The sequence below is a fragment of the Streptococcus infantis genome (assembly GCF_047464415.1).
GTDB lineage: Bacteria > Bacillota > Bacilli > Lactobacillales > Streptococcaceae > Streptococcus > Streptococcus infantis_AE.
On sequence record NZ_JASHBX010000006.1, the window covers coordinates 98,953 to 125,767 of the forward strand.

General features: G+C 39.1%; 20 protein-coding genes and 1 other RNA gene. 15 read left to right on the top strand and 6 right to left on the bottom strand.

The window, feature by feature from the left end; all coding sequences use genetic code 11:
• Positions 1–72 precede the first annotated feature (72 nt).
• The 3 genes from ilvA (at position 73) to QM460_RS05125 (ending at position 2,623) form a co-directional block, all read left to right on the top strand.
• Positions 73–1,323, top strand: a complete 1,251-nt coding sequence (gene ilvA / locus QM460_RS05115) for a threonine ammonia-lyase IlvA (RefSeq protein ID WP_045763620.1) — start codon at positions 73–75, stop codon at positions 1,321–1,323.
• A gap of 82 nt (positions 1,324–1,405) precedes the next feature.
• Entirely contained in the window at positions 1,406–2,302 is an 897-nt protein-coding gene (locus QM460_RS05120) for an SPFH domain-containing protein (RefSeq protein WP_000243418.1), read from the top strand.
• 105 nt (positions 2,303–2,407) lie between these two features.
• Entirely contained in the window at positions 2,408–2,623 is a 216-nt protein-coding gene (locus QM460_RS05125; protein WP_001140700.1) for a hypothetical protein, read from the top strand.
• Positions 2,624–3,081: 458 nt separating this feature from the next.
• Here the strand turns inward: QM460_RS05125 and QM460_RS05130 are convergent, their stop codons facing one another.
• Both QM460_RS05130 and QM460_RS05135 read right to left on the bottom strand, forming a co-directional pair.
• Complete coding sequence (locus QM460_RS05130; RefSeq protein ID WP_000081949.1) at positions 3,082–3,822, bottom strand: amino acid ABC transporter ATP-binding protein; 741 nt, start codon at positions 3,820–3,822, stop codon at positions 3,082–3,084.
• Positions 3,822–5,387: an ABC transporter substrate-binding protein/permease gene (locus QM460_RS05135; protein ID WP_414289430.1), complete on the bottom strand. Its 1,566-nt coding sequence runs from the start codon at positions 5,385–5,387 to the stop codon at positions 3,822–3,824. The genes QM460_RS05130 and QM460_RS05135 overlap by 1 nt, the downstream gene beginning before the upstream one ends.
• Before the next feature lie 129 nt (positions 5,388–5,516).
• Here QM460_RS05135 and QM460_RS05140 point away from each other — a divergent pair, with 129 nt between their 5' ends.
• Positions 5,517–7,412 (top strand): DUF2207 family protein, encoded by a 1,896-nt coding sequence (locus QM460_RS05140; RefSeq protein ID WP_414289431.1) that lies wholly within the window; start codon positions 5,517–5,519, stop codon positions 7,410–7,412.
• A 61-nt stretch (positions 7,413–7,473) separates the two neighbouring features.
• A complete protein-coding gene (locus QM460_RS05145) occupies positions 7,474–8,319 on the top strand; it encodes an undecaprenyl-diphosphate phosphatase (protein ID WP_414289432.1) in 846 nt (281 codons plus the stop codon).
• Between the two features lie 36 nt (positions 8,320–8,355).
• On the opposite strand, the gene dinB is transcribed toward QM460_RS05145, so the two are convergent.
• Positions 8,356–9,417 (bottom strand): DNA polymerase IV, encoded by a 1,062-nt coding sequence (gene dinB, locus QM460_RS05150; RefSeq protein WP_414289433.1) that lies wholly within the window; start codon positions 9,415–9,417, stop codon positions 8,356–8,358.
• A gap of 236 nt (positions 9,418–9,653) precedes the next feature.
• On the opposite strand from dinB, the gene pflB reads away from it, so the two are divergent.
• Positions 9,654–11,969, top strand: coding sequence for a formate C-acetyltransferase (gene pflB, locus QM460_RS05155; RefSeq protein WP_049503040.1), 2,316 nt, complete (start codon positions 9,654–9,656; stop codon positions 11,967–11,969).
• Between the two features lie 405 nt (positions 11,970–12,374).
• Positions 12,375–14,477, top strand: a complete 2,103-nt coding sequence (locus tag QM460_RS05160; RefSeq protein WP_414289434.1) for an AAA family ATPase — start codon at positions 12,375–12,377, stop codon at positions 14,475–14,477.
• Between the two features lie 54 nt (positions 14,478–14,531).
• On the opposite strand, the gene QM460_RS05165 is transcribed toward QM460_RS05160, so the two are convergent.
• Complete coding sequence (locus QM460_RS05165; RefSeq protein ID WP_006151868.1) at positions 14,532–15,014, bottom strand: S-ribosylhomocysteine lyase; 483 nt, start codon at positions 15,012–15,014, stop codon at positions 14,532–14,534.
• Between the two features lie 222 nt (positions 15,015–15,236).
• Between QM460_RS05165 and QM460_RS05170 the strand changes: the two genes are divergently transcribed.
• Entirely contained in the window at positions 15,237–17,219 is a 1,983-nt protein-coding gene (locus QM460_RS05170) for a peptide ABC transporter substrate-binding protein (RefSeq protein ID WP_414289435.1), read from the top strand.
• A 366-nt stretch (positions 17,220–17,585) separates the two neighbouring features.
• Here QM460_RS05170 and pbp1a read toward each other — a convergent pair whose 3' ends face one another.
• Entirely contained in the window at positions 17,586–19,751 is a 2,166-nt protein-coding gene (gene pbp1a / locus QM460_RS05175; RefSeq protein WP_414289436.1) for a penicillin-binding protein PBP1A, read from the bottom strand.
• On the bottom strand, positions 19,748–20,344 hold the full coding sequence (gene recU, locus QM460_RS05180) for a Holliday junction resolvase RecU (protein ID WP_049503036.1): 597 nt from the start codon (positions 20,342–20,344) through the stop codon (positions 19,748–19,750). Before recU ends, pbp1a begins: the two co-directional genes overlap by 4 nt.
• A gap of 67 nt (positions 20,345–20,411) precedes the next feature.
• Here recU and QM460_RS05185 point away from each other — a divergent pair, with 67 nt between their 5' ends.
• The 7 genes from QM460_RS05185 to QM460_RS05215 all read left to right on the top strand — a co-directional run bounded on the left by QM460_RS05185 (position 20,412) and on the right by QM460_RS05215 (position 26,655).
• Positions 20,412–20,939, top strand: coding sequence for an SLOG family protein (locus QM460_RS05185; protein ID WP_414289437.1), 528 nt, complete (start codon positions 20,412–20,414; stop codon positions 20,937–20,939).
• A 69-nt stretch (positions 20,940–21,008) separates the two neighbouring features.
• Entirely contained in the window at positions 21,009–21,338 is a 330-nt protein-coding gene (gene gpsB / locus QM460_RS05190) for a cell division regulator GpsB (RefSeq protein WP_075229958.1), read from the top strand.
• A gap of 18 nt (positions 21,339–21,356) precedes the next feature.
• Positions 21,357–21,737, top strand: an RNA gene (rnpB, locus tag QM460_RS05195) — RNase P RNA component class B.
• A gap of 82 nt (positions 21,738–21,819) precedes the next feature.
• Positions 21,820–22,977, top strand: a complete 1,158-nt coding sequence (locus QM460_RS05200) for a THUMP domain-containing class I SAM-dependent RNA methyltransferase (protein ID WP_061862733.1) — start codon at positions 21,820–21,822, stop codon at positions 22,975–22,977.
• Between the two features lie 12 nt (positions 22,978–22,989).
• Complete coding sequence (gene mapZ / locus QM460_RS05205; RefSeq protein ID WP_414289438.1) at positions 22,990–24,453, top strand: cell division site-positioning protein MapZ; 1,464 nt, start codon at positions 22,990–22,992, stop codon at positions 24,451–24,453.
• 76 nt (positions 24,454–24,529) lie between these two features.
• Positions 24,530–25,954 carry an NADP-dependent phosphogluconate dehydrogenase gene (gene gndA, locus QM460_RS05210; RefSeq protein WP_003017375.1) on the top strand — a complete coding sequence of 475 codons (1,425 nt, stop codon included), beginning with the start codon at positions 24,530–24,532 and terminating at the stop codon, positions 25,952–25,954.
• Between the two features lie 11 nt (positions 25,955–25,965).
• Positions 25,966–26,655, top strand: coding sequence for a response regulator transcription factor (locus tag QM460_RS05215; RefSeq protein WP_414289439.1), 690 nt, complete (start codon positions 25,966–25,968; stop codon positions 26,653–26,655).
• Positions 26,656–26,815 lie beyond the last annotated feature (160 nt).

Here is a 26,815-nt window from a genome sequence, read left to right on the forward strand (position 1 = left end):
AATATAAACAGAAGGCGAGTTGGGGGGAACCTAACTCGCTTTTTATCTTGAAAACTCATCGAGGAGGAGATTATGCTAAGTGCAAAAGATGTGGTGAAAGCCCACAAGGTTTTGAGTGGTGTAGTAGCCAATACGCCACTTGACTACGATCATTATTTATCCGAAAAATATGGAGCGAAAATTTATCTTAAAAAGGAAAATGCTCAACGTGTCCGTTCTTTTAAAATTCGTGGGGCTTATTACGCTATTTCCCAATTGACAAAAGAGGAGCGTGAACGTGGTGTAGTGTGTGCTTCAGCGGGAAATCACGCTCAAGGAGTTGCCTACACATGTAATGAGATGAAGATTCCTGCAACAATCTTTATGCCAATTACGACACCTCAACAGAAAATTGGTCAGGTTCGTTTCTTTGGAGGAGATTTTGTTACGATCAAATTAGTAGGGGATACTTTTGATGCTTCAGCTAAGGCTGCTCAAGACTTTACCGTAGCTGAAAATCGTACTTTTATTGACCCCTTTGATGATCCCTATGTTCAAGCTGGTCAGGGTACGGTAGCCTATGAAATTTTAGAAGAAGCTCGTAAAGAATCTATTGAATTTGATACTGTCTTGGTACCTGTTGGAGGCGGAGGTCTCATTTCAGGTGTTTCTACTTATATTAAAGAAACAAATCCTCAGATTGAGGTCATTGGAGTAGAGGCTGAAGGTGCTCGTTCTATGAAGGCTGCCTTTGAAGCTGGGGGACCGGTTAAACTTAAAGAAATTGATAAGTTTGCGGATGGAATTGCCGTGCAAAAGGTAGGGCAGTTGACCTATGAAGCAACACGCAAACATGTAGAAACTCTTATTGGAGTGGATGAAGGTTTGATTTCTGAGACCTTAATTGATCTCTACTCTAAACAAGGTATCGTAGCAGAACCTGCGGGTGCTGCTAGTGTTGCAGCCCTAGAAGTATTATCCGATTATATTAAGGGCAAGACCATTTGTTGTATCATCTCTGGAGGGAATAATGACATCAACCGTATGCCAGAGATGGAAGAACGTGCCTTGATTTATGATGGTATCAAGCATTACTTTGTAGTGAATTTCCCACAACGTCCGGGAGCACTTCGAGAGTTTGTAAATGATATCTTAGGACCTCATGATGATATTACTCGTTTTGAATATATCAAACGAGCTAGCAAGGGAACTGGTCCAGTACTAATAGGGATTGCACTTGCTGATAAACATGATTATGCGGGATTGATTCACCGGATGGAAAAATTCGACCCATCTTATATTAACTTAAATGGGAATGAAACCCTATATAATATGCTTGTTTAATATGCTATGAAATTTTTATCATATTATTTGCCTAACCTATTTACTAGTGCTATAATGTAAGTGAAGAAAGGGGGAGATTCCCATGGTTTTAAAAGTTATACTTGTTCTAATTATTCTAATGCTTATTGTAGGAGCTATATTAATGAGTTCAATCTATGTTGTTCGACAACAATCAGTAGCTATCATTGAACGATTTGGTAAGTATCAAAAATTGAGCAATAGTGGTATTCACCTAAGAGCACCATTTGGGATTGATAAAATTGCAGCTCGTGTACAACTGCGTCTCTTGCAAAGTGAAATCGTTGTGGAAACCAAGACTCAAGATAACGTATTTGTGACGATGAATGTTGCGACACAGTACCGAGTAAATGAACAAAATGTTACAGATGCTTACTATAAACTAATGAGACCTGAGGCTCAAATCAAATCTTATATTGAAGACGCATTGCGCTCATCAGTTCCTAAGTTAACTTTGGATGAATTGTTTGAGAAAAAGGATGAAATTGCATTAGAAGTTCAAAAACAAGTAGCGGAAGAAATGTCAACGTATGGGTACATTATCGTCAAAACGCTCATTACCAAAGTAGAGCCGGATGCGGAAGTCAAGCAATCGATGAATGAAATCAATGCTGCTCAACGTAAGAGAGTAGCAGCACAAGAATTGGCCGAAGCAGATAAAATTAAGATCGTAACAGCGGCCGAAGCAGAGGCAGAAAAGGATCGCTTACATGGTGTGGGGATCGCAGAGCAACGAAAAGCAATTGTTGATGGACTTGCTGATTCTATTAAAGAGTTAAAAGGAGCCAATGTTGAATTAACTGAAGAGCAAATCATGTCAATCTTGTTAACTAACCAGTATTTAGATACATTGAATAATTTTGCAGAAAAACAAGGTAATAATACAATTTTCTTACCAGCAAATCCTAACGGAGTTGAAGATATACGAACCCATATATTATCGGCTTTGAAAGCTAAGTAAATGTAATCTTAACGTCTTATTTGATTGGATATATGTTTTTTTATTGACAAATGCCATAAAAACGTATACAATTAAATATCGTAAAGAATAAAATAGGAGAAAAACATGGCTAAGACTAACTTTGAAAAAGTAGAATCAGTTGTTAGCTGGGTTCGTGATAAGAAGATCACTGGTTATCGTATTTCCAAAGAAACGAATGCACGTGAAATGTCTATCATTGCTCTAGCTCAAGGACGTGCAAAAGTTAAAAATATTTCCTTTGAAACAGCCCTTGGATTAATTGATTTCTATGAAAAAAATCATGAAAAATTTGAAGATTAATCTTTGGATACAAGCAGACTCTAATTAGGGTCTGCTTTTATTTATGGAATGGAGAAATAGCCATGCTATGACCTACTCAACAAATCTATTTGTCAGGATGAACTAGGTTGACAGGGAGCTGAGTGATCTCATACTCTTTGAAAATCAAATTCAAACCACGTCAGCTTCGCCTTGCCGTACTCAAGTACAGCCTGCGGCTCGCTTCCTAGTTTGCTCTTTGATTTTCATTGAGTATCACTCATGAAAATCAAATAAAAGATTAGGAGTATAGCTACAAGCAATACTTGTTCAGGAAACAGAAGAAGGGATAAAAGAGATTTTTAAAGTATATAAAAAGAGGTCGGGATAAAAAACTCCGACCTTGATTTTTATGTTCATGAGCCTTTGGCTCAATGTTGATTGGGATTTGAATAGGAAAACAACTCTTGGTTTAAGAGGTTTATCCAATCGCTTTTATTTTATCCTAAATAGCGTTGTAAAAATTCTCTTGTACGTTCCTCTTTAGGATTTGTAAATAAATCTTCAGGTTTGCCTTCTTCTGCAATCACACCTTTGTCCATAAAGATGACACGGTGTGAGACGTCACGAGCAAATTCCATTTCGTGGGTTACAACGATCATTGTCAAGCCTTCTTGAGCTAGTTCTTGCATGATTTTTAGAACTTCACCGACCATTTCAGGATCAAGGGCTGAAGTAGGCTCGTCAAAGAGAATGGCATCAGGATTCATAGAAAGCGCGCGAGCAATGGCGACACGTTGCTTTTGACCACCAGAAAGTTGTTTTGGTTTAGCTTGCCAGTAGCGCTCTCCCATTCCAACTTTTTCAAGGTTTTCTTTAGCAATTTTCTCTGCTTCTGATCGTTCACGTTTGAGGACAGTAGTCTGTGCAACAATCGTATTTTCAAGAACGTTGAGATTTTCAAAGAGGTTAAAGGATTGGAAAACCATGCCTAGTTTTTCACGATAGTGAGTGAGGTTATACCCTTTTTCAAGTACGTTTTCACCGTGATAAAGGATCTCACCTTCAGTTGGTGTTTCGAGAAGGTTGATAGAACGTAGGAAGGTTGATTTACCACTACCGGAACTACCGATGATAGAAATCACTTCTCCTTTATGAATAGTGAGAGAGATATCTTTTAGAACCTCGTTTTGTCCATAGGATTTTTTGAGGTGTTTGATTTCAAGGATTGGTTGACTCATTATTTCAAATCCTCCGTTTGCATTTGGTTAGCACCTGTCGTGTAGGTATCCATATCCATACGTTTTTCGATGAAGCGTAGGATACGCGTTACTGTGAAGGTGAGGACAAAGTAGATAACTGCGATGATGGTAAAGGTTTGGAAGTACTGGTAGGTTTGTGTTGCTACTGTATTTCCTGAGAAGTAAAGTTCTACAACAGAGATAACGTTCAATACAGAAGTATCCTTGATGTTGATGACGAACTCATTACCAGTCGCTGGTAGAATATTTCGAACAACTTGAGGCAAAACAATCTTACGCATGGTCTGGTTATGAGTCATACCAAGTGCAGTTGCTGCTTCAAATTGTCCCTTATCAACAGCTAGGATACCACCACGGACGATTTCAGTCATGTAGGCACCAGTGTTGATCGAAACGATAAAGATAGCAGCTAGCGTACGGTCTAGGTTGATCCCGAAAGCTTGAGCAGTTCCATAGTAGATAACCATAGATTGTACAATCATAGGAGTTCCACGGAAAATTTCGATATAGATATTGAGAATCCAACCGATTAGTTTTTGAATGCCGAAAATAAATTGATTTTCTGATAGAGGTGCCGTACGGAAGACCCCGATAGCAAGACCGATAGCGAGACCAACGATAGTACCGATAATTGAAATGAGAAGGGTAATACCAGCACCACGCAAGAGTTGTTGCCAGTTTTCAGTTAGAATTTTGGCGACTTGGCCAAAGAAATTACTGTTGCTTTCTTCTGTCGTTGTAGATTCTGCTGGTTGCTCTTTAATCATACGATCCATGAGCGCAACTTGTTCATCTTTAGAAATGGTTTCAATACTGGCGTTGATTTGGCTGATACGGTCATCATCTTTACGAAGTCCAATAGCGATAGATGTATCTTCTTCACCAGTTTTAAAACCAGGTTCAGGCTGAATCATTTTGAACTTTGCATTTGCTGACTCAGCAGTTAGGGCTTCTGGTCGTTCAGAAACATAAGCGTCAATGACACCAGCTTCAAGAGCTTGACGCATTTGAGCGAAATCACCCATGGCAGTTTCTTTTTTAGCGCCTGGAATTTGAGAAATCAAGTCGTAAAGGTAAACCCCTTGTTGAGAAGTGATTTTTGCATCTTTAAAATCGTCTAGTGTTTTGGCGTTTGCATAGGTAGAATCTTTTTTGACCAAAAGTACTGGTTCGCTAGTATAGTAGCTGCTTGAAAATGCAATTTCTTGTTTGCGTTCAGCAGTTGGGCTCATACCTGCAATGATCATATCAATCTTACCAGAAGTAAGGGCTGGAACAAGTCCTTCCCACTTGGTTTTAACAACCAAGGGCTCTTTACCTAGGTCCTTAGCAATCTTTTTAGCTATTTGGACGTCGTAACCATTAGCATATTGGTTGGTTCCATCGATTTTGACAGCACCGTTACTGTCATCATCTTGAGTCCAGTTAAAGGGTGCGTAGGCTGCCTCCATACCGATGCGTAAATATTCATCGGCTTGGACCTGGCTAACTAGTCCTAAAGTAAGGGCCAGGCTAGCAAGGATAGTTAAGCATAATTTTTTCATGTTTTCTCCTATTTCTAGTCTAAAATTGCTTCTCTCTATTGTATCGAAAAAGCGGAACTTTTTCAATCTTAGTAAACCCTTACTTGTAAAAAATGATATAATAGTGAAAAACTTGAAAGGGAGTATACGATGAAAAAAAGATGGCTATTTACTTTGGTGTTTGCCTGTTTGCTATTGGTACCGCGCCTGGTTTTTGCTGTAGACTTTGATATTCTATCTTATAAGGGAGATTTGAATATTCATGCAGATAACACAGCAGTTTTCCAACAAACAATCACCTATCGTTTTAAAGATGATTTTAATGGTCAATCGGTTGGACTAGGAAAAGCAGGGAAAATGCCAGAAGGATTTGAGATTGATGATGATCCAACTGTGCTAGTATCAAAGAATGGAGAAATTATAGAAGATGCCCTTTCTTATACAAAGGAAAATGGGAAAGGCTATCAAGTAATAATTTTAAATCCAGGAAAAGCTGGAGATACTGTACGTGTAACCATTACCTGGCAATTGAAAAATCTTCTTTTCTTATATCAGGATATTGCTGAGCTGAATTGGCAACCACTGACAGATAGTTCAGGAGACATCAAAGACTTAGAATTCCGAGTAACTTCATATAGTCCGGCAGAGAAAGTCTTTTTTCATACTGGAAAACTCCTCAATGAGGGTAGTGTCGAAAAAGTAAATGATATTTATCGAGTGAAGATGAAAAATCTTCCTAGAAAACGTCAAGTTGAGCTACATGCCTATTGGCCCAGAGAGGCTTTCTCGTTAGCTCCAAGCCAAGGGCTGGAAGAAGAGCGTTTAAGAGATTTTAAAAAAATTGAAATAGAAATAAAAGCTAGCAAAGTGCAAGCTAGTCTCATGATAAAGTGGATTTTTCCAATAATCTTTATCGTGTTATTGATGATGACCATCATGTATTATCGAGCATTTCGTAAACATACGGCCCTCAAAAAGGTATATCCCAAGGATCATCGACTCTACGAACCCCCAATGGATCTACCTCCAATGGTTTTGGCGGAGGCTATTTACTCTACCTCCTTGGAGGAAATCAGTCCCTTGAATAAGAAGAAGTTTGGCAAATTCTCTTTTGAACGATTGATTCAGGCGACCTTGCTAGACTTAGTTGATCGAGGGCATTTATCTATTTTTCAGGGTGAAGAAGAACCGTGGATAAAAATCAATAGTGAAAAAGGCTTGTCGAATTTTGAAAAAGAATGCTTGCGGATGACTCTCTCAACTAATAAAGAACTGGCTCTTTCAGACCTTTTTCCAGAGTATCAAGTTTCTTCAGGACTATTCCATGGAGCTAAGGAAGCTGATGAGCAGCATATTCGCGAATTCGGTTTGCATCTCAAGCGTTCCTTCGAGAGACGACTTCAACGTTTGCAAAGTTGTGTTCGAGACAAGGTAAAAATTCTACGTCTTCCAAGCTATTATCGTCCTTTGACTGATAAAGAAAGTAGTCTTGTGAATGGTATGAAAGTCTGTTCAGCTATAACAGGTTTAATAGGCCTTCTTGTCTTTTATTATAGTCTGCGAACACGTGGTTATTTTTCACTTCCTTTACTTTCCCTAGGTTTAATAGGCTTACTTGCCAGTGCCTTAGTTTATTTTGTGACTCGAGGTCCATCTCGTGATGGAGTCTTAAACGAAGAAGGGGCAGAAGCCTATTACCTTTGGACAAGTTTTGAAAATATGCTTCGTGATATTACTCATCTTGATAAGGCTGAACTAGAGAGCATTGTACTTTGGAATCGTCTTTTGGTTTATGCAACTCTGTATGGATACGCAAAGAAAGTGAATAAGATCATGAAGCTCCACAATATTCAACTTGAAAACGAAACTATGAATCTTTATGTATCTTGTGGATGGGATAAACAGTTTCATATATCTGCTGCTCACATTAATCAATACACTTCGGTCGCAAATACAGCAAGTACCTTCTCTGTATCATCTGGAAGCGGTAGCTCTGGTGGAGGTTTCTCAGGCGGTGGCGGTGGTGGAAGTATCGGCGCTTTCTAAAGAAAACTCAACACAGTCTTTAAAAGTATGATATAATGGAGGGTAGAAAAAGGAGTAATCTATGTATTTTTTTGAAATTTTAAAATCAATCTTTTTTGGGATTGTTGAAGGAATTACGGAATGGTTGCCGATTTCAAGTACTGGTCACTTGATTTTGGCAGAAGAGTTTATCCAGTATAAAGATCAAAATGAAGCTTTTATGTCTATGTTTAACGTAGTCATTCAACTGGGTGCTATCCTAGCCGTTATGGTTATCTACTTTAACAAACTGAATCCTTTTAAACCAGGCAAGGATAAAGTCGAAGTTCGTAGAACTTGGCAATTATGGTCCAAAGTATTTGTTGCGACCCTCCCTCTTCTTTTAGTCTTTAAGTTTGATGATTGGTTTGATACTCACTTCCATAATATGGTTTCAGTAGCCATTATGTTGATTGTTTATGGGGTTGCCTTTATTTATCTTGAAAAACGCAACAAAGCGCAAGCAATTGAGCCAACAGTCACAGAGCTAGACAAGTTGCCTTATAAAACAGCCCTCTATATCGGACTTTTCCAAGTCTTGGCTCTTTTACCAGGGACTAGCCGTTCGGGTGCCACTATCGTTGGTGGTTTGTTAAATGGAACTAGTCGTTCGGTGGTAACTGAGTTTACCTTCTATCTAGGAATTCCAGTTATGTTTGGAGCCAGCGCTTTGAAGATTTTTAAATTCATCAAGGCGGGAGAAGTCTTGAGTTTTGGTCAATTCTTCTTGCTCTTGGTAGCAATGGTAGTGGCTTTTGCAGTCAGCATGGTTGCCATTCGTTTCTTGACCAGCTATGTAAAAAAACACGACTTTACAATGTTTGGAAAATACCGTATTGTCCTAGGTAGTGTCTTACTACTTTATAGCTTTGTTCGATTATTTATATAAGAAAAAGCCTTGAGGGAAGCTGCTTCCTTCAAGGTTTTAAAATCCAGTCACAGTGACACCCAATAAGCGAACGTCTTTATCTTTATCTGTCAGAGATTCGTAAAGTTGGATAGCTATTTGTGAAATAGTTTCAGCATCTTGGATCTTTTGAGATAAGCTTTTTCGCTTAGTCATTGTAGAAAAGTCAGCATAGCGGATTTTTAAAATAACAATCTTTCCAGATTTTTCATGTTTTTGAAGACTCAGGGCAACTCTTTCCGAAAGGAGAGTTAGCTCTTTTTTGATATCCTCTTCTAGATTGAGAATTTTACTATAAGTTTTTTCTTTTCCAATAGATTTACGAATGCGATTGGATTTGACGGGAGAATTATCAATGCCACGAGCCTTGCGATACAGGTCAAAACCGAGTCGACCAAAACGATCAATGAGACTAATTTCAGAAATTTTTAAAAGATCAGCACCTGTAAATACCCCCATTTGATGCAATTTCTCAACTGTTTTCTTACCTACACCGTGGAATTTAGCGATATCCATTTGTTTGAGAAAATCTTCAGCTTCATCAGGGAGAATAACTGTCAGACCTCGAGGTTTTTGGTAATCGCTAGCGATTTTAGCTAAGAATTTATTGTAAGACACACCAGCAGAAGCGGTCAAATGAAGTTCATTCCAAATATCTTGTTGAATTAGTCGAGCGATTTTAACAGCGGACTTGATACCGAGTTTGTTTTCAGTTACATCTAGATAAGCTTCATCAATACTCATAGGCTCGATATTATCCGTATAACGTTTGAAGATAGCTCGAATCTGTTGACCGACTGCAGTATATTTTTCGTAGTTTCCAGATATGAAAACTGCTTGGGGGCAACGTTCATAGGCTTCTTTAGAACTCATGGCTGAGTGGATGCCAAATGCTCGTGCTTCATAGCTACAGGTAGAAACAACTCCGCGACCACCAGTTTTTCTAGGATCACTACCAATCACAACTGGCTTCCCTTTAAGTTTGGGATTGTCTCGAATTTCAACAGCAGCAAAAAAGGCATCCATGTCAATATGGATGATTTTACGAGATAAATCATTCATTAGTGGAAAAATCAACATGAAGAAACCTCTCAGTGCTAGTTTGTTTAATTTTATTATACTCTTTTTCTGGAAAAATGAAAATCAAATAACCTCTTTCAAAAATATAATACAGTTTGTGGTGTATTTTGAACTGTATTAGAAAAGAAAGTGTTTAAAAAGTGAGTTTTTAGTTGTTGAAATCGTTTACTGTGTGTTATACTGAATACATGAATGTAACAGATGACTGTTACTAGAAAGAAAAAAGAGGAAATAACATGGTTGTTAAGACAGTTGTTGAAGCACAGGACATTTTTGACAAAGCTTGGGAAGGCTTTAAAGGTGTTGACTGGAAAGAAAAAGCAAGTGTATCACGCTTTGTACAAGCAAACTACACTCCTTATGATGGAGATGAAAGCTTCCTTGCAGGACCAACAGAACGTTCACTTCACATCAAAAAAATCGTAGAAGAAACTAAAGCACACTACGAAGAAACTCGTTTCCCAATGGACACTCGTCCAACTTCTATTGCTGATATTCCTGCTGGATTTATTGACAAAGAAAACGAAGTGATCTTTGGTATCCAAAATGATGAACTCTTCAAATTGAACTTCATGCCAAAAGGTGGTATCCGTATGGCTGAAACAACTTTGAAAGAAAATGGATACGAACCAGATCCAGCTGTTCACGAAATCTTCACTAAATATGTAACAACAGTTAACGACGGTATCTTCCGTGCCTACACTTCAAACATTCGTCGCGCTCGTCACGCTCACACTGTAACTGGTCTTCCAGATGCCTACTCACGTGGACGTATCATCGGTGTTTACGCACGTCTTGCTCTTTACGGTGCAGACTACTTGATGCAAGAAAAAGTCAACGACTGGAATGCAATCAAAGAAATCGATGAAGAAACAATCCGTCTTCGTGAAGAAGTAAACCTTCAATACCAAGCATTGCAACAAGTTGTACGCTTGGGTGACCTTTACGGAGTTGATGTTCGTAAACCAGCGATGAACGTTAAAGAAGCTATCCAATGGGTTAACATTGCCTTTATGGCTGTCTGCCGTGTTATCAACGGTGCGGCTACATCTCTTGGACGTGTGCCAATCGTATTGGATATCTTTGCAGAACGTGACCTTGCTCGTGGTACATTTACTGAATCAGAAATCCAAGAATTTGTTGATGATTTCGTTATGAAACTTCGTACAGTTAAATTTGCTCGTACAAAAGCTTATGACCAATTGTACTCAGGTGATCCAACCTTCATCACAACTTCTATGGCTGGTATGGGTAACGACGGTCGCCACCGTGTTACTAAGATGGACTACCGTTTCTTGAACACTCTTGACAACATCGGTAACTCTCCAGAACCAAACTTGACAGTTCTTTGGACTGACAAATTGCCATACAACTTCCGTCGCTACTGTATGCACATGAGCCACAAACACTCTTCAATCCAATACGAAGGTGTAACAACAATGGCTAAAGACGGATACGGTGAAATGAGCTGTATCTCATGTTGTGTATCTCCACTTGACCCAGAAAACGAAGAACAACGTCACAACATCCAGTACTTCGGTGCTCGCGTTAACGTTCTTAAAGCTCTTCTTACTGGTTTGAACGGTGGTTACGACGATGTTCATAAAGACTACAAAGTATTTGACATCGAACCAATCCGTGACGAAGTCCTTGAATTCGAATCAGTTAAAGCTAACTTTGAAAAATCTCTTGACTGGTTGACTGACACTTACGTAGATGCTTTGAACATCATCCACTACATGACTGATAAGTACAACTACGAAGCTGTTCAAATGGCCTTCTTGCCAACTAAACAACGTGCTAACATGGGATTCGGTATCTGTGGTTTCGCAAACACTGTTGATACATTGTCAGCTATCAAGTACGCTACAGTTAAACCAATCCGTGACGAAAATGGCTACATCTACGATTACGAAACAATCGGTGAATACCCACGTTGGGGTGAAGATGACCCACGTTCAAACGAATTGGCAGAATGGTTGATTGAAGCTTATACAACTCGTCTACGTAGCCACAAACTATACAAAGACGCAGAAGCTACTGTATCACTTTTGACAATCACATCTAACGTTGCTTACTCTAAACAAACTGGTAACTCTCCAGTCCACAAAGGTGTATACCTCAACGAAGATGGTTCTGTGAACTTGTCTAAACTTGAATTCTTCTCACCAGGTGCTAACCCATCTAACAAAGCTAAAGGTGGATGGTTGCAAAACTTGAACTCACTTGCTAGCCTTGACTTTGGTTATGCAGCTGATGGTATCTCATTGACAACTCAAGTATCACCTCGCGCTCTTGGTAAAACTCGTGATGAACAAGTTGATAACTTGGTAACAATCCTTGATGGTTACTTCGAAAATGGTGGACAACACGTTAACTTGAACGTTATGGACTTGAATGATGTTTACGAAAAGATCATGTCAGGTGAAGACGTAATCGTACGTATCTCAGGATACTGTGTAAATACTAAGTACCTCACTCCAGAACAAAAAACTGAATTGACACAACGTGTCTTCCACGAAGTTCTTTCAATGGATGATGCATTGAGCTAAGATTCATAAATAATAAATCAAAAACCAGTCACTTTGACTGGTTTTTTGGCATAAAAACATATTTTAAAAAAAATTAGTCAAATTTGGTCAAATCTCTTGACTATTACTGACCAAAGTGATAAACTAAGAACATAAGGATAAGTAAATCCTTAGAAAACCTTGATTTTAAGGTGATTGTGTAATTTATCTTAAGGTCAAAGTATGGGTAAAACCTAGAAAAGAGGTACAACCTATGATGAACATTAGTATTTTTAGAAGTCCAATTACAAAACCTGTATTGGATAAAGAAAAACCTGAAATTATACGTAGAGTAGCAGATTGCTAGTCTAAATTTTTTAAAACAAAGGTCAGAGAAAGTCAAATCGTTTTGACTAAGTAAATTTGAAAACAAACGAGGTATGAAATATGAATAACAACTTTAATAACTTTAACAACATGGATGATTTATTTAACCAATTGATGGGCGGTATGCGTGGATATAGTTCTGAAAATCGTCGTTACTTGATTAACGGTCGTGAAGTAACTCCAGAAGAATTCGCTATTTACCGTCAAACTGGTCAACTTCCAAGTGAAGGAAGTGACCAAGCACAGTATGTTCAAGGTAAAGCCATGAAACAAGATGGTATTCTTGCAAAACTTGGACGTAACTTAACAGCTGAAGCTCGTGAAGGGAAGTTAGATCCGGTTATTGGACGTAATAAGGAGATTCAAGAAACATCTGAAATCCTTTCTCGTCGTACAAAGAATAACCCAGTTCTAGTCGGTGATGCTGGTGTTGGTAAAACGGCAGTAGTAGAAGGTCTTGCCCAAGCTATCGTGAATGGTGATGTTCCAGCAGCAATCAAGAATAAAGAAATTATCTCTATTGATATTTCAGGTCTTGAAGCTGGCACTCAATATCGTGGTAGCTTTGAAGAAAATATTCAAAACTTGGTAAAAGAAGTTAAAGAAGCTGGAAACATTATCCTCTTCTTCGACGAAATCCATCAAATCCTGGGTGCAGGTAGCACAGGAGATGGTCAAGGATCTAAAGGTCTTGCTGATATCTTGAAACCAGCTCTTTCACGTGGTGAATTGACAGTGATTGGTGCAACAACTCAAGACGAATACCGCAACACTATTTTGAAAAATGCTGCCCTTGCTCGTCGTTTCAATGAAGTGAAGGTCAATGCTCCATCTGCTGAAGATACCTTCAAGATTCTCCAAGGTATCCGTGATCTATATCAACAACACCATAATGTTATCTTGCCAGATGAAGTGCTGAAAGCTGCTGTTGATTACTCAGTACAATATATTCCTCAACGTAGCTTGCCAGATAAGGCTATTGACCTAGTCGATGTAACAGCTGCTCACTTGGCAGCACAACACCCAGTGACAGATGTACATGCTGTAGAGCATGAAATTGAAGAAGAAAAAGCTAAACAAGAAGCTGCAGCTGCTAAAGAGGATTATGAAGCGGCATTAAATGCAAAAATTCGTATTGAAGAACTTGAAAAGAAAATTGCCAACCATACAGAAGATCACAAGGTTACAGCGACTGTTAATGACGTAGCTGAGTCTGTAGAACGTATGACAGGTATTCCTGTTTCACAAATGGGTGCTACTGATATCGAACGTTTGAAAGATATGGGTCACCGTTTGCAAACTAAGGTTATCGGTCAAGATAAGGCTGTTGAAGCAGTAGCACGTGCCATTCGTCGTAACCGTGCAGGATTTGACGAAGGTAACCGTCCAATCGGTAGCTTCCTCTTTGTAGGTCCTACTGGTGTTGGGAAGACTGAGTTGGCTAAACAATTGGCTCTTGATATGTTCGGAACTAAGGATGCTATCATCCGTTTGGATATGTCAGAATACAGCGATCGTACAGCCGTATCTAAATTGATTGGTACAACAGCTGGTTATGTTGGTTACGACGACAACAACAATACTTTGACTGAACGTGTTCGTCGGAATCCATACTCAATCGTCCTTCTTGATGAAATTGAAAAGGCAGATCCTCAAGTGATTACTCTTCTTCTTCAAGTCTTGGATGATGGTCGTTTGACAGACGGTCAAGGTAATACTGTCAACTTCAAGAATACGGTGATTATCGCCACTTCAAACGCAGGCTTTGGTTACGAAGCTAACTTGACAGAAGATGCTGATAAACCAGAACTTATGGATCGTTTGAAACCTTACTTCCGTCCAGAGTTCCTCAACCGTTTCAATGCTGTCATCGAATTCTCACACTTGAGCAAGGAAGACCTTTCTAAGATTGTTGACTTGATGTTAGTAGAAGTGAACAAGACGCTTTCTAAGAAAGAGATCGACTTGGCAGTGAGCGAAGCTGCTAAAGAATACATGACTGAAGAAGGCTACGATGAAGTCATGGGTGTTCGTCCACTCCGTCGTGTGGTTGAACAACAAATCCGTGACAAAGTCACAGACTTCCACTTGGATAATCTTGATGCTAAGCATCTAGAAGCTGACATGGAAGATGGTGTTTTGGTCATTCGTGAAAAAGCCTAAATCAAGATTTTGAAAATAAAAAAAGGACCAGTTGAAAAAACTGGTTCTTTTGTGTTAAATGACATGGCGTTCAAAGGCATCATCAGAGATTCCTTGTTGGAGAATCAATTTAGCCCATTCCTTAGCTGAAAATAGGCTGTGGTCCTTGTAGTTCCCGCAAGATTCAATGGTAGTTCCTGGGACATCTTCCCAAGTTGTTGTTTCTGCGATTTCCTTTAGTGAATCCTTGATGACAGCAGCGATTTCTGCACTAGTATGACGTCCCCACATAATCATATGGAAACCTGTACGACAACCAAATGGTGAACAATCAATCATCCCGTCGATGCGAGTACGGATGAGCTTAGCCAATAGATGCTCAATAGTATGGAGGCCAGCAGTAGGGATAGAGTCTTCATTTGGTTGAACCAAGCGAATATCAAAGTTAGAAATAATATCTCCCTTAGGACCTGTTTCTTCCCCAATTAAACGGACATAAGGTGCTTTGACAATGGTGTGATCAAGTTCAAAACTTTCAACAATAACTTCTTTTGACATGGCATTTCCTTTCAACTTTCTCCTTTCATTATATCATAAAGATTTACTTGAAAACTGCTAATAAAGAGATTTTTCAAATATGAATGCCATAAAAGAGTCTGACTGTAAAAAATAATTTTAAAATGGCAATTGTTTTCAATTCAATTGGAAAAATTCTGAAAATTGTATTGACACATGGCTGAAAAGGGACTATAATGTATAAAAAGTCAAAAGGAGTTTATTATGAAATTTTCAAAAGTAATGGCCCTAGCAGGAGTGACTCTGTTAGCGTCAGGTGTTTTGGCAGCTTGTTCAGGTTCAGGCTCTAGTGCAAAAGGTGAGAAAACTTTTTCTTACGTTTATGAAACAGATCCAGACAGCTTCAACTATCTGACAACAGGTAAGGCTGCGGTTGCTAATATCACAAGTAATGTCGTTGATGGTTTGATGGAGAATGACCGCTACGGTAACTTCGTGCCATCTTTGGCAGAAGATTGGTCAGTGTCTAAAGACGGGTTGACTTACACTTACACAATCCGTAAAGATGCTAAGTGGTACACTTCTGAAGGCGAAGAGTATGCACCAGTTAAAGCGCAAGACTTTGTAACAGGTCTTAAGTATGCGGCTGACAATAAGTCAGAAGCCCTTTATCTTGTTCAAGAATCTATTAAAGGTTTGGATGCTTATGTAAAAGGTGAAGTTAAAGATTTCTCAGAAGTTGGAATTAAGGCTGTAGATGATCAAACAGTTCAATACACTTTGAACAAACCAGAAAGCTTCTGGAACTCTAAGACAACCATGGGAATTCTTGCACCAGTCAATGAAGAATTCCTTACTTCTAAAGGAAGTGACTTTGCTAAAGCAACAGATCCAAGCAGCATCCTTTATAATGGTCCTTTCTTGTTGAAATCATTGGTAGCAAAATCTTCAGTAGAATTTGAAAAGAATCCAAACTACTGGGATAAGGACAATGTTCATATTGATAAAGTAAAACTTTCATTCTGGGATGGTCAAGACAATAACAAACTTGCAGAAACTTTTAAAGATGGTGGTTTCTCAATGGCTCGTCTCTTCCCAACAAGTGGAAGCTACTCTGAACTTGAAAAAGAGTTTAAAGACAATATCGTTTATACACCACAAGATTCTTCAACCTTCTTAGTTGGTACAAATATTGACCGTCAGTCTTACAAATATACTTCTAAGACTACAGATGAGCAAAAGACATCAACTAAAAAAGCTCTTCTTAACAAAGACTTCCGTCAAGCCATCGCCTTTGGTTTTGATAGAACAGCTTATGCTTCTCAAGTTAATGGAGAAAGCGGAGCAACAAAACTCCTTCGTAACTTGTTCGTACCACCAACATTTGTTCAAGCAGATGGTAAAAACTTTGGTGAATTAGTTAAAGAAAAATTGGTGACCTATGGTGATGAGTGGAAAGATGTCAATCTAGATGACGCTCAAGATGGTCTTTACAATCCTGAAAAAGCGAAAGCAGAATTTGCTAAGGCTAAGACAGCTCTCCAAGCAGAGGGTGTTCAATTCCCAATCCACTTGGATATGCCAGTTGACCAAACTAATACTACAAAAGTTCAACGTGTTCAATCATTGAAACAATCGCTTGAAGCAACATTAGGAACTGACAATGTCGTTATTGATATCCAACAACTACAAAAAGATGAAGTCCTCAATGTTACTTACTTTGCTGAAACGGCTGCCGGTGAAGATTGGGATCTTTCAGATAACGTTGGTTGGTCTCCAGACTACATCGACCCATCTACATACCTTGATATCATCAAACCATCAGTAGGTGAAAATACTAAGACTTACCTAGGATTTGATTCAGGTACAAATAACGCTGCTGCCAAACAAGTTGGTTTAGAAGATTACGAAAAGATGGTTGTTGAAGCTGGAAATGAAGACACTGACGTTTCAAAACGTTATGATAAATATGCTGCAGCCCAAGCTTGGTTGACAGATAGTGCATTGATTATTCCAACAACTTCTCAAACTGGACGTCCAATGTTGTCTAAGATGGTACCATTCACACTTCCATTTGCTTACTCAGGTAACAAGGGTATGAGTGAAGCCCTCTTGTACAAATACCTTGAACTTCAAGATAAACCAGTAACTGCTGATGATTATCAAAAAGCTCAAGATAAATGGAAGAAAGAAAAAGAAGAATCTAATAAAAAAGCGCAAGAAGATCTTGCAAATCATGTCAAATAAGAAAAAAGAGGCCGGACAAAAGGTCTGGCCTTTTGATATCATTCCTGAGACATCAGTTTGACATTTTGGTTATTGGTTCAAGCACTGCATTGAAGTAGTAGAACAGACTTTCTAAGTCACGCCCCAGTTCATAGATAAACTACATAAACACAAGGTAACTTTTATCTATAATTTTAAACAGTTTTCCCGACTATTTAACTTGTGTTTGGGATAAGGTTGCGATTGAGATAGCTTTGACAGTTTTTTAGTCTGTTCAGTTGTTTCTCTTCCTATTTTTAAGAAGTTTGACTTTATAAAAATTAAGATTCTACCATAAAAAACTGCATATAAAAAACTGAGAATAAATCCTCAGTTTTTTTATATATTTTATTGTTGTCTTCGTGGATTTTGTTGGGGTTGATTTTGTTGTTGAGAATTTGCAGATGAGTTTGGTTGCGTTGCATTTGGATTAGGAGTACCATTCGTATTTTCGTTTGAAGAGCTTTCACTTTCAGTTGTTGAAGTTGAACTTGAGCTAGAGCTCTCTGTAGTCGAACTTTCTTGAGTTGACTGTGGAATCCAGTTGCTGCTACGTGCCCCATTCTTGAAGATGTAATCACCACTTCTATGAAGTCCTTCTGGCATTGTCCAATCACCAGGGTGATCGTCCTCTGCTAGATACTGCATCATAGAACGATAGATACTAGTGGCAACAGTAAAGCCATCACCAACGATTGGAGTAAGGCGGTTTGAGTAACCAGTCCAGACCGCCATTGAATATTTGCGGGTATATCCTACAAACATTTCATCAGGTGCGACATAATCGTATCTCTTAATGTAATTTTCAATTTCATCATCTGTATAGTTAGATGTACCCGTCTTACCTGCTTGAGGTAACCAAGACATATAGGCACCACGACCATTTCCGTAGGTTAATACGGTTTTCATCATTTCTGTCATCATATAGGCAGTAGTTTCCTTCATGGCACGTGAGCCAGGATCAGAGTACTCTTTTGAACTACCGTCACTAAAGACAATCTTGTTGATATACATTGGCTTATGGTAGATACCACCGTTAGCAAAAGCAGCGTAAGCAGCAGCCATTTTCTCACTACTTGCTCCGTACTGTTTACCTGATTCCGTCGTATTACTTGAAATTGCGTTTGCATATACCATGGTTGGATAATCAATGCCAAGTCCGTTTAAGAATTTTTTGGCTTTATCAAGTCCAACTCTATCGAGAGTTTCAACTGCTGGTACGTTACGAGATTGTTGGATAGCAGTTTGAAGAGTGATGTTCCCATAATAGCCACGATCCCAGTTGTAGACTGGAGTGCTAGTACCTGGGAAGTTATATGGTACATCCTTAAGCATATAAGCAGTTGAGTCATAGATATCGTACTCAAGTGCAGGTGCATAGTCCGTAATTGGTTTCATAGTTGAACCCCAGTCACGGTTTGTTTCCACTGCTTGGTTAGTACCAAAGGATACATTGCTAGCTTGGTGACGAGATCCGAGTTGGGCAATAACTTTACCATTTGATACATCAACGATAGTAGAAGCTGCTTGGATATCATCATCAGGATAGCTTACGTATTGATCAGTGTTATAGACGTCCCAAAGGTGTTTTTGTACCTCTTGGTCGACGTTGGTATAGACTTCCATACCTGTTGTTAATAGATTATAACCTGTCTCTTGTTCTACTTGATCAATAACCTCTTTAAGATAGTTATCCATGTATTGTGGATAGCTATTAAGAGATTTTAGACTTTGAAGTCCATCTGTGATTGGAGTATTGATGGCTGTTTCATATTGTTCGGCTGTAAGGTAACCTTGTTTTTGCATTTCTGACAAAACGAGGTTCCGTCTTTCAAGGGCTGCTTCAGGGTTAGAATAAGGATCGTATTGGTTTGGAGCCTGTGGCATACCTGCTAAGAGTGCTAGCTGAGGAATGGATAAGTCTTTGAGGTCCTTACCATAATAGTTTTCCGCAGCTGTCTGCATACCATAGTTACCATTTGACATGTAGACTTTATTGACGTAATAGGTCAAGATTTCTTGCTTAGTTGCAGTTCGCTCTAGCTGGATAGCTAACCAAGCCTCTTGAACTTTACGGGATAGGGTTTGATCAGCTGTTGATGTTGAAAAGTAAGTTAATTTAATTAACTGCTGAGTCAAAGTTGATCCACCTTGAAGACCACTATTGCTTCGAAGGTTACGAAGGAATGCTCCTGCTATACGAATGCTATCAATTCCTCTGTGGTTAAAGAAACGGTGATCTTCGATAGAGACAATCGCATTGACAAGATCAGTAGGAATGTCGCTACTTTGAGCATTGACACGACGTTCCGAACCTAAATCTGCGATGAGTTCATTTTTGCTATCATAAATTTTACTTGATGTAGTTGCAACAAGTTTACTCTCGGAAAGTTCAGGAGCTTTGTTTGCATAGTAAAGAAAGACACCACCACCAAGCAGGAAAGCTGCGATAAATAAGCTAATCACACCAATGCCGAGGTATTTAGCGATGCGTAAGATAGTTTGTTTGTTCATATTGTTTTACCACCTAGTAAATGTTGTTTGACTGTATCAAGGTAAGGAATTTGTGGAAAAGCAGACTGCTCAATCACATAACCGAATTCTTTGATATAGTCAAGCGGCATTGACTTTTTACCCATATCCTGATGATAAAAACGGATGAGGTCAAGTGCCGGCAATAAATACGTTTCTTGATAAGAAGAAAAATGAAGAAGGACAAAGCAAATCCCTTTTTGATCAAGGACTTGTTCCATATGCCGAATCTGATGAGGATGGAAGTTCTTCATCGGAATCGCATGTTTTTGCTTGGTTTCCTTGGCTTCGAAATCGATGTAAAACCCTTCATAAACTCCAGAATAATCGGTAGTTGATGCTTGTCTAAAATAAGCTTCAACAATCTTAGCACGACTACGCTGAGGATAGTCTACGCGGACAATCTGAACAGGAGTTGGTTTTTTGTGGATAACAGCCAAACCGTGTGTCAGATAATACTCGTTTGTAGCATTGATCATCTTTTCAAAGGTCATCCCACGATTTGCGAAATTTTTAGTTTGTGAGGTGACTTGTTGTTTTTTTTTTGATGAAAGTTTATGAGGATAGTTGACCATAATTCTCCTTATTGGTACAATAACATCACTCTATTATACCATAAAGGTGCACAGAAAGGGTGAAAAAATGCATACAGCCTTGATTTTAGGCTATTCTAGCTTTGATTTAGGATTGTTTAATGAAAAAGATATTCGTTTAAAAATTATTAAAAAAGCCATTCGTAGAGATTTGGAAAAAATGGCAGACGAAGGATTGAAATGGTTGGTATTTACGGGAACTCTAGGATTTGAACACTGGGTTTTAGAGGTGGCCAGAGATATGAAAGATGACTTTGGTTTCCAACTTGCGACTATCTTTGATTTTGAGACTCATGGGGAAAATTGGAATGAGGGGAATCAAGTCAAATTGAGTGAATTTAAGCAGGTTGATTTTGTCAAGTATGCCTATCCGAACTATGAACACAAGGGTCAATTACGAGATTATCAACTTTTCTTACTTGAAAATACAGATGGGGCCTATCTTTTTTATGATGAGGAAAATGAAACAAAACTGAGATATTTTTACGAACTGATGAAAAAGAAAGACAACTATGTTACAAAAAGATTAACATTTGAAGAATTGAATGAAGTAGCCCAAAATTTTTCCGAAAATTGAGCCTTTGACCTTGCTTTTTGTTTGCCTTTTTTTATATAATAATACTAGCAACTGAGAATGGAGAGAGACATGGCAAGTATTATTTTTACAGCGAAAGATATTTTTGAACAGGAATTTGGAAGAGAAGTACGTGGATACAGTAAAGCAGAAGTAGACGAATTTTTGGATGATGTCATCAAGGATTATGAAACTTATGCTGCACTAGTGAAGTCACTACGTATGGAAATTGCTGAGTTGAAGGAGGAATTGTCGAAAAAACCTCAAGTGACACCAGTAGCTTCTGAATCAGCGGAGCTTGGAAGTACGACTTCAATGACAAACTTTGATATTTTGAAACGTTTGAATCGTCTTGAAAAAGAAGTATTTGGCAAACAAATCTTGGATAATTCTGATTTCTAAGAAAGATTTTGTTGTGCAATTTTTGGATAATCGCGTGAAGAGAGTTTCTTTTCATGAGGAAAGTCCATGCTAGCACAGGCTGTGATGCCTGTAGTGTTTGTGCTAGGCGAAACCATAAGCCTAGGGACGAGAAATCGTTACGGCAGTTGAAATGGCTAAGTCTTAGGATATGTCAGAGTAGACTTGAAAGTGCCACAGTGACGGAGTCTCTCTGGAAACAGAGAGAGTGGAACGCGGTAAACCCCTCAAGCTAGCAACCCAAATTTTGGTCGGGGCATGGAGTGCGCGGAAACGAACGTAGTACTCTGACTGCTAGCAGCTAGAGCTGCTAGTGGTAGACAGATGATTATCGAAGGAAGTGGTCCTAGTCACTTCTGGAACAAAACATGGCTTATAGAAAATTGCATATAGGTTGGGGCTGAGATATATTTCTCAACCTCATTTTTTAAAGTGAATAAAGAAAGGTCTATAAAAGACTGAAATGAAAACAACATTTAATTTAATTGCGACTGCTGCGGCGGGTTTGGAAGCTGTAGTTGGACGTGAAGTAAGAGATTTGGGTTATGATTGTCAAGTTGAAAATGGGCGTGTTCGTTTTCAAGGTGATGTTAAAGCGATTATCCAAACCAACCTGTGGCTAAGAGCTGCGGATAGAATCAAAATTGTTGTGGGAACTTTTCCTGCAAAAACATTTGAAGAACTCTTCCAAGGTGTTTTTGCTCTAGATTGGGAGAACTATCTCCCACTTGGAGCTCGTTTCCCAATTGCCAAGGCTAAGTGTGTCAAGTCAAAATTACACAATGAGCCAAGTGTGCAGGCAATTTCTAAAAAGGCAGTTGTTAAGAAACTACAAAAACACTATGCCCGACCAGAAGGTGTTCCCCTGATGGAGAATGGACCGGAGTTCAAGATTGAAGTTTCCATTTTGAAAGATATAGCGACTGTTATGATTGATACAACTGGTTCAAGTCTCTTTAAACGTGGTTATCGTACTGAAAAAGGTGGAGCTCCGATCAAAGAAAATATGGCAGCTGCGATTTTGCAACTTTCTAACTGGTACCCTGATAAGCCTTTGATTGATCCAACCTGTGGTTCGGGAACATTCTGTATTGAGGCGGCTATGATTGCGCGCAAGATGGCACCAGGTTTGCGTCGTTCCTTTGCCTTTGAAGAATGGAACTGGGTTAGTGACCGATTGATTCAAGAAGTCAGAACTGAGGCAAGCAAGCAGATAAATCGAGAGATTGAACTGGATATTATGGGTTGTGATATCGATGGTCGTATGGTGGAAATTGCCAAAGCCAATGCCCAGGCAGCAGGAGTATCTGGAGATATTCTCTTTAAACAGATGCGCGTACAGGATTTGCGTACGGATAAGATTAATGGAGTCATTATCTCTAACCCACCATATGGGGAACGTCTGTCAGATGATGCAGGAGTAACTAAACTTTATGCTGAAATGGGTGAGGTTTTTGAACCACTCAAAACTTGGAGTAAGTTTATTCTGACAAGTGATGAAGCCTTTGAAAGTAAATATGGTAGTCAGGCGGATAAAAAACGAAAACTCTATAATGGTACTTTGAAAGTTGATTTGTATCAATATTTTGGTCAACGTGTCAAAAGAAATTTGACAGATTAGAAAGGAGCTGCCATGGATCCGAAGGATAAAAAAGAAGAATTGTTAGAACCGGAGAAAATCTCCCAAGAACCTCAGTTTGACTTTGAGGAAGCTAAGGATCTAACAGTTGGACAAGTTATTCGAAAAAATGAAGAAATCGAAGCAGGAGTAACTCCTGATGATACGATTTTGGACAAATACATTAAACAACACCGTGAAGAAATCGAAGCTGATAAATTTACAAACATTCAGGCGAAGAAAGAGGAACTTCAGAGCCTAGATGATTTGATCCAAGATGCTAAAGAAACGATTGAAGAAGAGGTGGAACCAGTAGAAGAAGTCTCTGAATCAGAAAAGTTTGCTGAAGAAGAGGGAGTAGCAACTGAAGAAGTTCTCCTTTCGCCACTAGAAGAAACTTTAGTTATGGATAAAAATCTTGTAGAGGAAGTATTTGAATCAGAACAGGTAGAAAATGAGGAAACTTTACAAGAAGAAACCCCAATTCTAGCTCGCTCTCTTCAAGAAGAGGATGAGCCACGACGCAAAAAACTGTGGGTTATCTTGTCAGCTCTTTTAGCGATTATTGTCTTGATTATTGGGGGTAGCTACTACGTTTATCGTCAAATTACTCGTTCTTCCCAAGAAATTCAGTCTCAGTCATCTGATGCAGGTTTGGTAAGTAATCAAGCAATTCTCGATCAATTTAACAGTCTCTATGACACTTTTTATACTGATGAGAATAAAACTGCCCTAAAAAATAGTCAGTTTAGTCAACTGAATCAACTCAAAGAACTTTTAGATAAACTTGAGGGAGCTAGAGAGCATACTCTTGCTAAATCAAAATACGATAGTCTTGAAACACAAATCAAGGCAGTACAAGATGTTAATGCTCAATTTGAAACACCAGCTATTACAGATGGTGTTCTAGATACAAATGCTAAAGTAAAGGCAGATGCTAAATTTACCGAAGTTAAGACTGGGAATACTGAAATTGATAAACTGCTAGATAAGGCTATTAGTCTCGGTAAGAGTCAACTTTCAAGTTCTACAAGCTCAAGCAGTAGTCAGTCAAGTTCATCAAGCCAAACAGAGTCAAGCTCAGCAACTGAAAGCAATGCTAGCAGCTCTGCTAATGCATCAACTTCAGCGGGTGAAACAGCCTCAGCAAATAATATCCTAAATAGTGGACTAGCAAGCAATGGTGTGAACCTACAAAGAAGTGTCAGTCGAGTACCGTATAATCAAGCCGCTGTAAGTGATAGTAGTAACCCTGCTTGGACATTCGCTGATGGTGTCCTTGAACGCATTCTTGAGACTTCGCGTGCGCGTGGCTACATTACAGGTAACCAATACATTTTAGAACCTGTGAATATTGTTAATGGTAATGGCTACTATAATCTTTATAAACCAGATGGTACCTATCTCTTTACCCTAAATTGTAAGACAGGTTACTTTGTAGGGAATGGTTCTGGACATGCGGATGATTTAGACTACTAGTCAAATTGTTACAAAATTCTTTCTTTTCACAGATAAACATGATAAAATAAAACATATTAAACAAGAGGAGTGTCACATGACAAAAGCTAACTTTGGTGTTGTTGGTATGGCCGTAATGGGTCGTAACCTTGCCCTTAATATTGAATCTCGTGGTTATACAGTTGCTATTTATAACCGTAGTAAAGAAAAAACTGAAGATGTGATTGCTTGCCACCCTGATAAAAACTTCGTGCCAAGCTATGATATCGAAAGCTTCGTAAACTCAATTGAAAAACCACGTCGTATCATGCTTATGGTACAAGCAGGACCTGGTACAGATGCGACAATTCAAGCCCTTCTTCCACACTTGGATAAAGGTGATATCTTGATCGATGGAGGGAATACTTTCTACAAAGATACCATCCGTCGTAATGAAGAGTTGGCTAACTCAGGTATCAATTTTATCGGTACAGGTGTTTCTGGTGGTGAAAAAGGTGCCCTTGAAGGACCATCTATCATGCCTGGTGGACAAAAAGAAGCTTATGACTTGGTAGCAGATGTTCTTGAAGAAATCTCTGCAAAAGCTCCAGAAGATGGTAAACCATGTGTAACTTACATCGGTCCTGATGGAGCTGGTCACTATGTAAAAATGGTCCACAATGGGATCGAGTACGGTGATATGCAATTGATCGCAGAAAGCTACGATCTTATGCAACACTTGCTTGGTCTTTCTGCAGAAGACATGGCTGAAATCTTTACGGAGTGGAACAAGGGTGAATTGGACAGCTACTTGATCGAAATCACTGCTGATATCCTTGGACGCAAAGACGATGAAGGTCAAGACGGACCAATCGTAGACTATATCTTGGATGCTGCAGGAAACAAAGGAACTGGTAAATGGACTAGCCAATCAGCTCTTGATCTTGGTGTGCCATTGTCACTCATCACTGAGTCAGTATTTGCCCGTTACATCTCTACTTACAAAGAAGAACGTGTACATGCTAGCAAGGTTCTTCCAAAACCAGCTGCTTTCAAATTTGAAGGCGACAAGGCTGAATTGATTGAAAAGATCCGCCAAGCCCTTTACTTCTCAAAAATTATCTCATACGCACAAGGTTTTGCGCAATTGCGTGTAGCTTCTAAAGAAAACAACTGGAACTTGCCATTTGCGGACATCGCATCTATCTGGCGCGATGGATGTATCATCCGTTCACGTTTCTTGCAAAAGATTACAGATGCTTACAACCGTGATGCAGATCTTGCTAACCTTCTTTTGGATGAGTACTTCTTGGACGTAACTGCTAAGTACCAACAATCTGTTCGTGATATCGTAGCTCTTGCTGTTCAAGCTGGTGTACCAGTACCAACCTTCTCAGCAGCTATCACTTACTTTGACAGCTACCGTTCAGCTGATCTTCCAGCGAACTTGATCCAAGCACAACGTGACTACTTTGGTGCCCACACTTACCAACGTAAGGATAAAGAAGGAACATTCCACTACTCTTGGTATGACGAAAAATAAGTAGGTCAGCCATGGGGAAACGGATTTTATTACTTGAGAAAGAAAGAAATCTAGCTCATTTTTTAAGTCTGGAACTCCAAAAAGAGCAATACCGAGTTGATCAGGTAGAAGAGGGACAAAAAGCCCTCTCCATGGCTCTTCAGACAGACTATGACTTGATTTTACTGAATGCTCATCTAGGGGATATGACAACCCAGGATTTTGCAGATAAGTTGAGTCGAACCAAGCCAGCTGCGGTGATCATGGTCTTGGACCATCGAGAAGAATTGCAAGACCAACTTGAAACAATCCAGCGTTTCGCTGTTTCATACATCTATAAACCAATCATTATCGATGATTTGGTCAGTCGTATTTCAGCTATCTTCCGAGGTCGAGATTTCATCGACCAACACTGTAGTCAGATGAAAGTTCCGACAGCTTATCGCAATCTGCGTATGGATGTAGAACATCATACCGTCTATCGTGGCGAGGAGATGATTGCTCTGACACGTCGTGAATATGACCTCTTAGCTACCCTTATGGGAAGTAAGAAGGTTTTAACTCGTGAGCAATTGCTGGAAAGTGTTTGGAAGTATGAAAGTGCGACCGAAACCAATATAGTGGACGTTTATATCCGTTATCTACGTAGTAAACTTGACGTGAAAGGTCAAAAGAGCTACATTAAAACCGTGCGTGGTGTTGGTTACACCATGCAAGAATAGAAAAGCAGTTGCAGTTTTGTAACTGCTTTTTTTGGCTCTTTGTCAACTGTAGTGGGTTGAATAAAAGCTAACATCTGGAGAGGACAATTGTTGTCCTCTCCATTTTTATATTCAGAGCGATGAAAATTCGTTTCTTAAAGTTGTTAAAGTTCCTAAAACC

Excerpts from the sequence above, each read along its gene's own strand:
- ilvA (WP_045763620.1), top strand. The coding sequence starts at position 73 with ATGCTAAGTGCAAAAGATGTGGTGAAAGCCCACAAGGTTTTGAGTGGT.
- QM460_RS05120 (WP_000243418.1), top strand. The coding sequence starts at position 1,406 with ATGGTTTTAAAAGTTATACTTGTTCTAATTATTCTAATGCTTATTGTA.
- QM460_RS05125 (WP_001140700.1), top strand. The coding sequence starts at position 2,408 with ATGGCTAAGACTAACTTTGAAAAAGTAGAATCAGTTGTTAGCTGGGTT.
- QM460_RS05130 (WP_000081949.1), bottom strand. The coding sequence starts at position 3,822 with ATGAGTCAACCAATCCTTGAAATCAAACACCTCAAAAAATCCTATGGA.
- QM460_RS05135 (WP_414289430.1), bottom strand. The coding sequence starts at position 5,387 with ATGAAAAAATTATGCTTAACTATCCTTGCTAGCCTGGCCCTTACTTTA.
- QM460_RS05140 (WP_414289431.1), top strand. The coding sequence starts at position 5,517 with ATGAAAAAAAGATGGCTATTTACTTTGGTGTTTGCCTGTTTGCTATTG.
- QM460_RS05145 (WP_414289432.1), top strand. The coding sequence starts at position 7,474 with ATGTATTTTTTTGAAATTTTAAAATCAATCTTTTTTGGGATTGTTGAA.
- dinB (WP_414289433.1), bottom strand. The coding sequence starts at position 9,417 with ATGTTGATTTTTCCACTAATGAATGATTTATCTCGTAAAATCATCCAT.
- pflB (WP_049503040.1), top strand. The coding sequence starts at position 9,654 with ATGGTTGTTAAGACAGTTGTTGAAGCACAGGACATTTTTGACAAAGCT.
- QM460_RS05160 (WP_414289434.1), top strand. The coding sequence starts at position 12,375 with ATGAATAACAACTTTAATAACTTTAACAACATGGATGATTTATTTAAC.
- QM460_RS05165 (WP_006151868.1), bottom strand. The coding sequence starts at position 15,014 with ATGTCAAAAGAAGTTATTGTTGAAAGTTTTGAACTTGATCACACCATT.
- QM460_RS05170 (WP_414289435.1), top strand. The coding sequence starts at position 15,237 with ATGAAATTTTCAAAAGTAATGGCCCTAGCAGGAGTGACTCTGTTAGCG.
- pbp1a (WP_414289436.1), bottom strand. The coding sequence starts at position 19,751 with ATGAACAAACAAACTATCTTACGCATCGCTAAATACCTCGGCATTGGT.
- recU (WP_049503036.1), bottom strand. The coding sequence starts at position 20,344 with ATGGTCAACTATCCTCATAAACTTTCATCAAAAAAAAAACAACAAGTC.
- QM460_RS05185 (WP_414289437.1), top strand. The coding sequence starts at position 20,412 with ATGCATACAGCCTTGATTTTAGGCTATTCTAGCTTTGATTTAGGATTG.
- gpsB (WP_075229958.1), top strand. The coding sequence starts at position 21,009 with ATGGCAAGTATTATTTTTACAGCGAAAGATATTTTTGAACAGGAATTT.
- QM460_RS05200 (WP_061862733.1), top strand. The coding sequence starts at position 21,820 with ATGAAAACAACATTTAATTTAATTGCGACTGCTGCGGCGGGTTTGGAA.
- mapZ (WP_414289438.1), top strand. The coding sequence starts at position 22,990 with ATGGATCCGAAGGATAAAAAAGAAGAATTGTTAGAACCGGAGAAAATC.
- gndA (WP_003017375.1), top strand. The coding sequence starts at position 24,530 with ATGACAAAAGCTAACTTTGGTGTTGTTGGTATGGCCGTAATGGGTCGT.
- QM460_RS05215 (WP_414289439.1), top strand. The coding sequence starts at position 25,966 with ATGGGGAAACGGATTTTATTACTTGAGAAAGAAAGAAATCTAGCTCAT.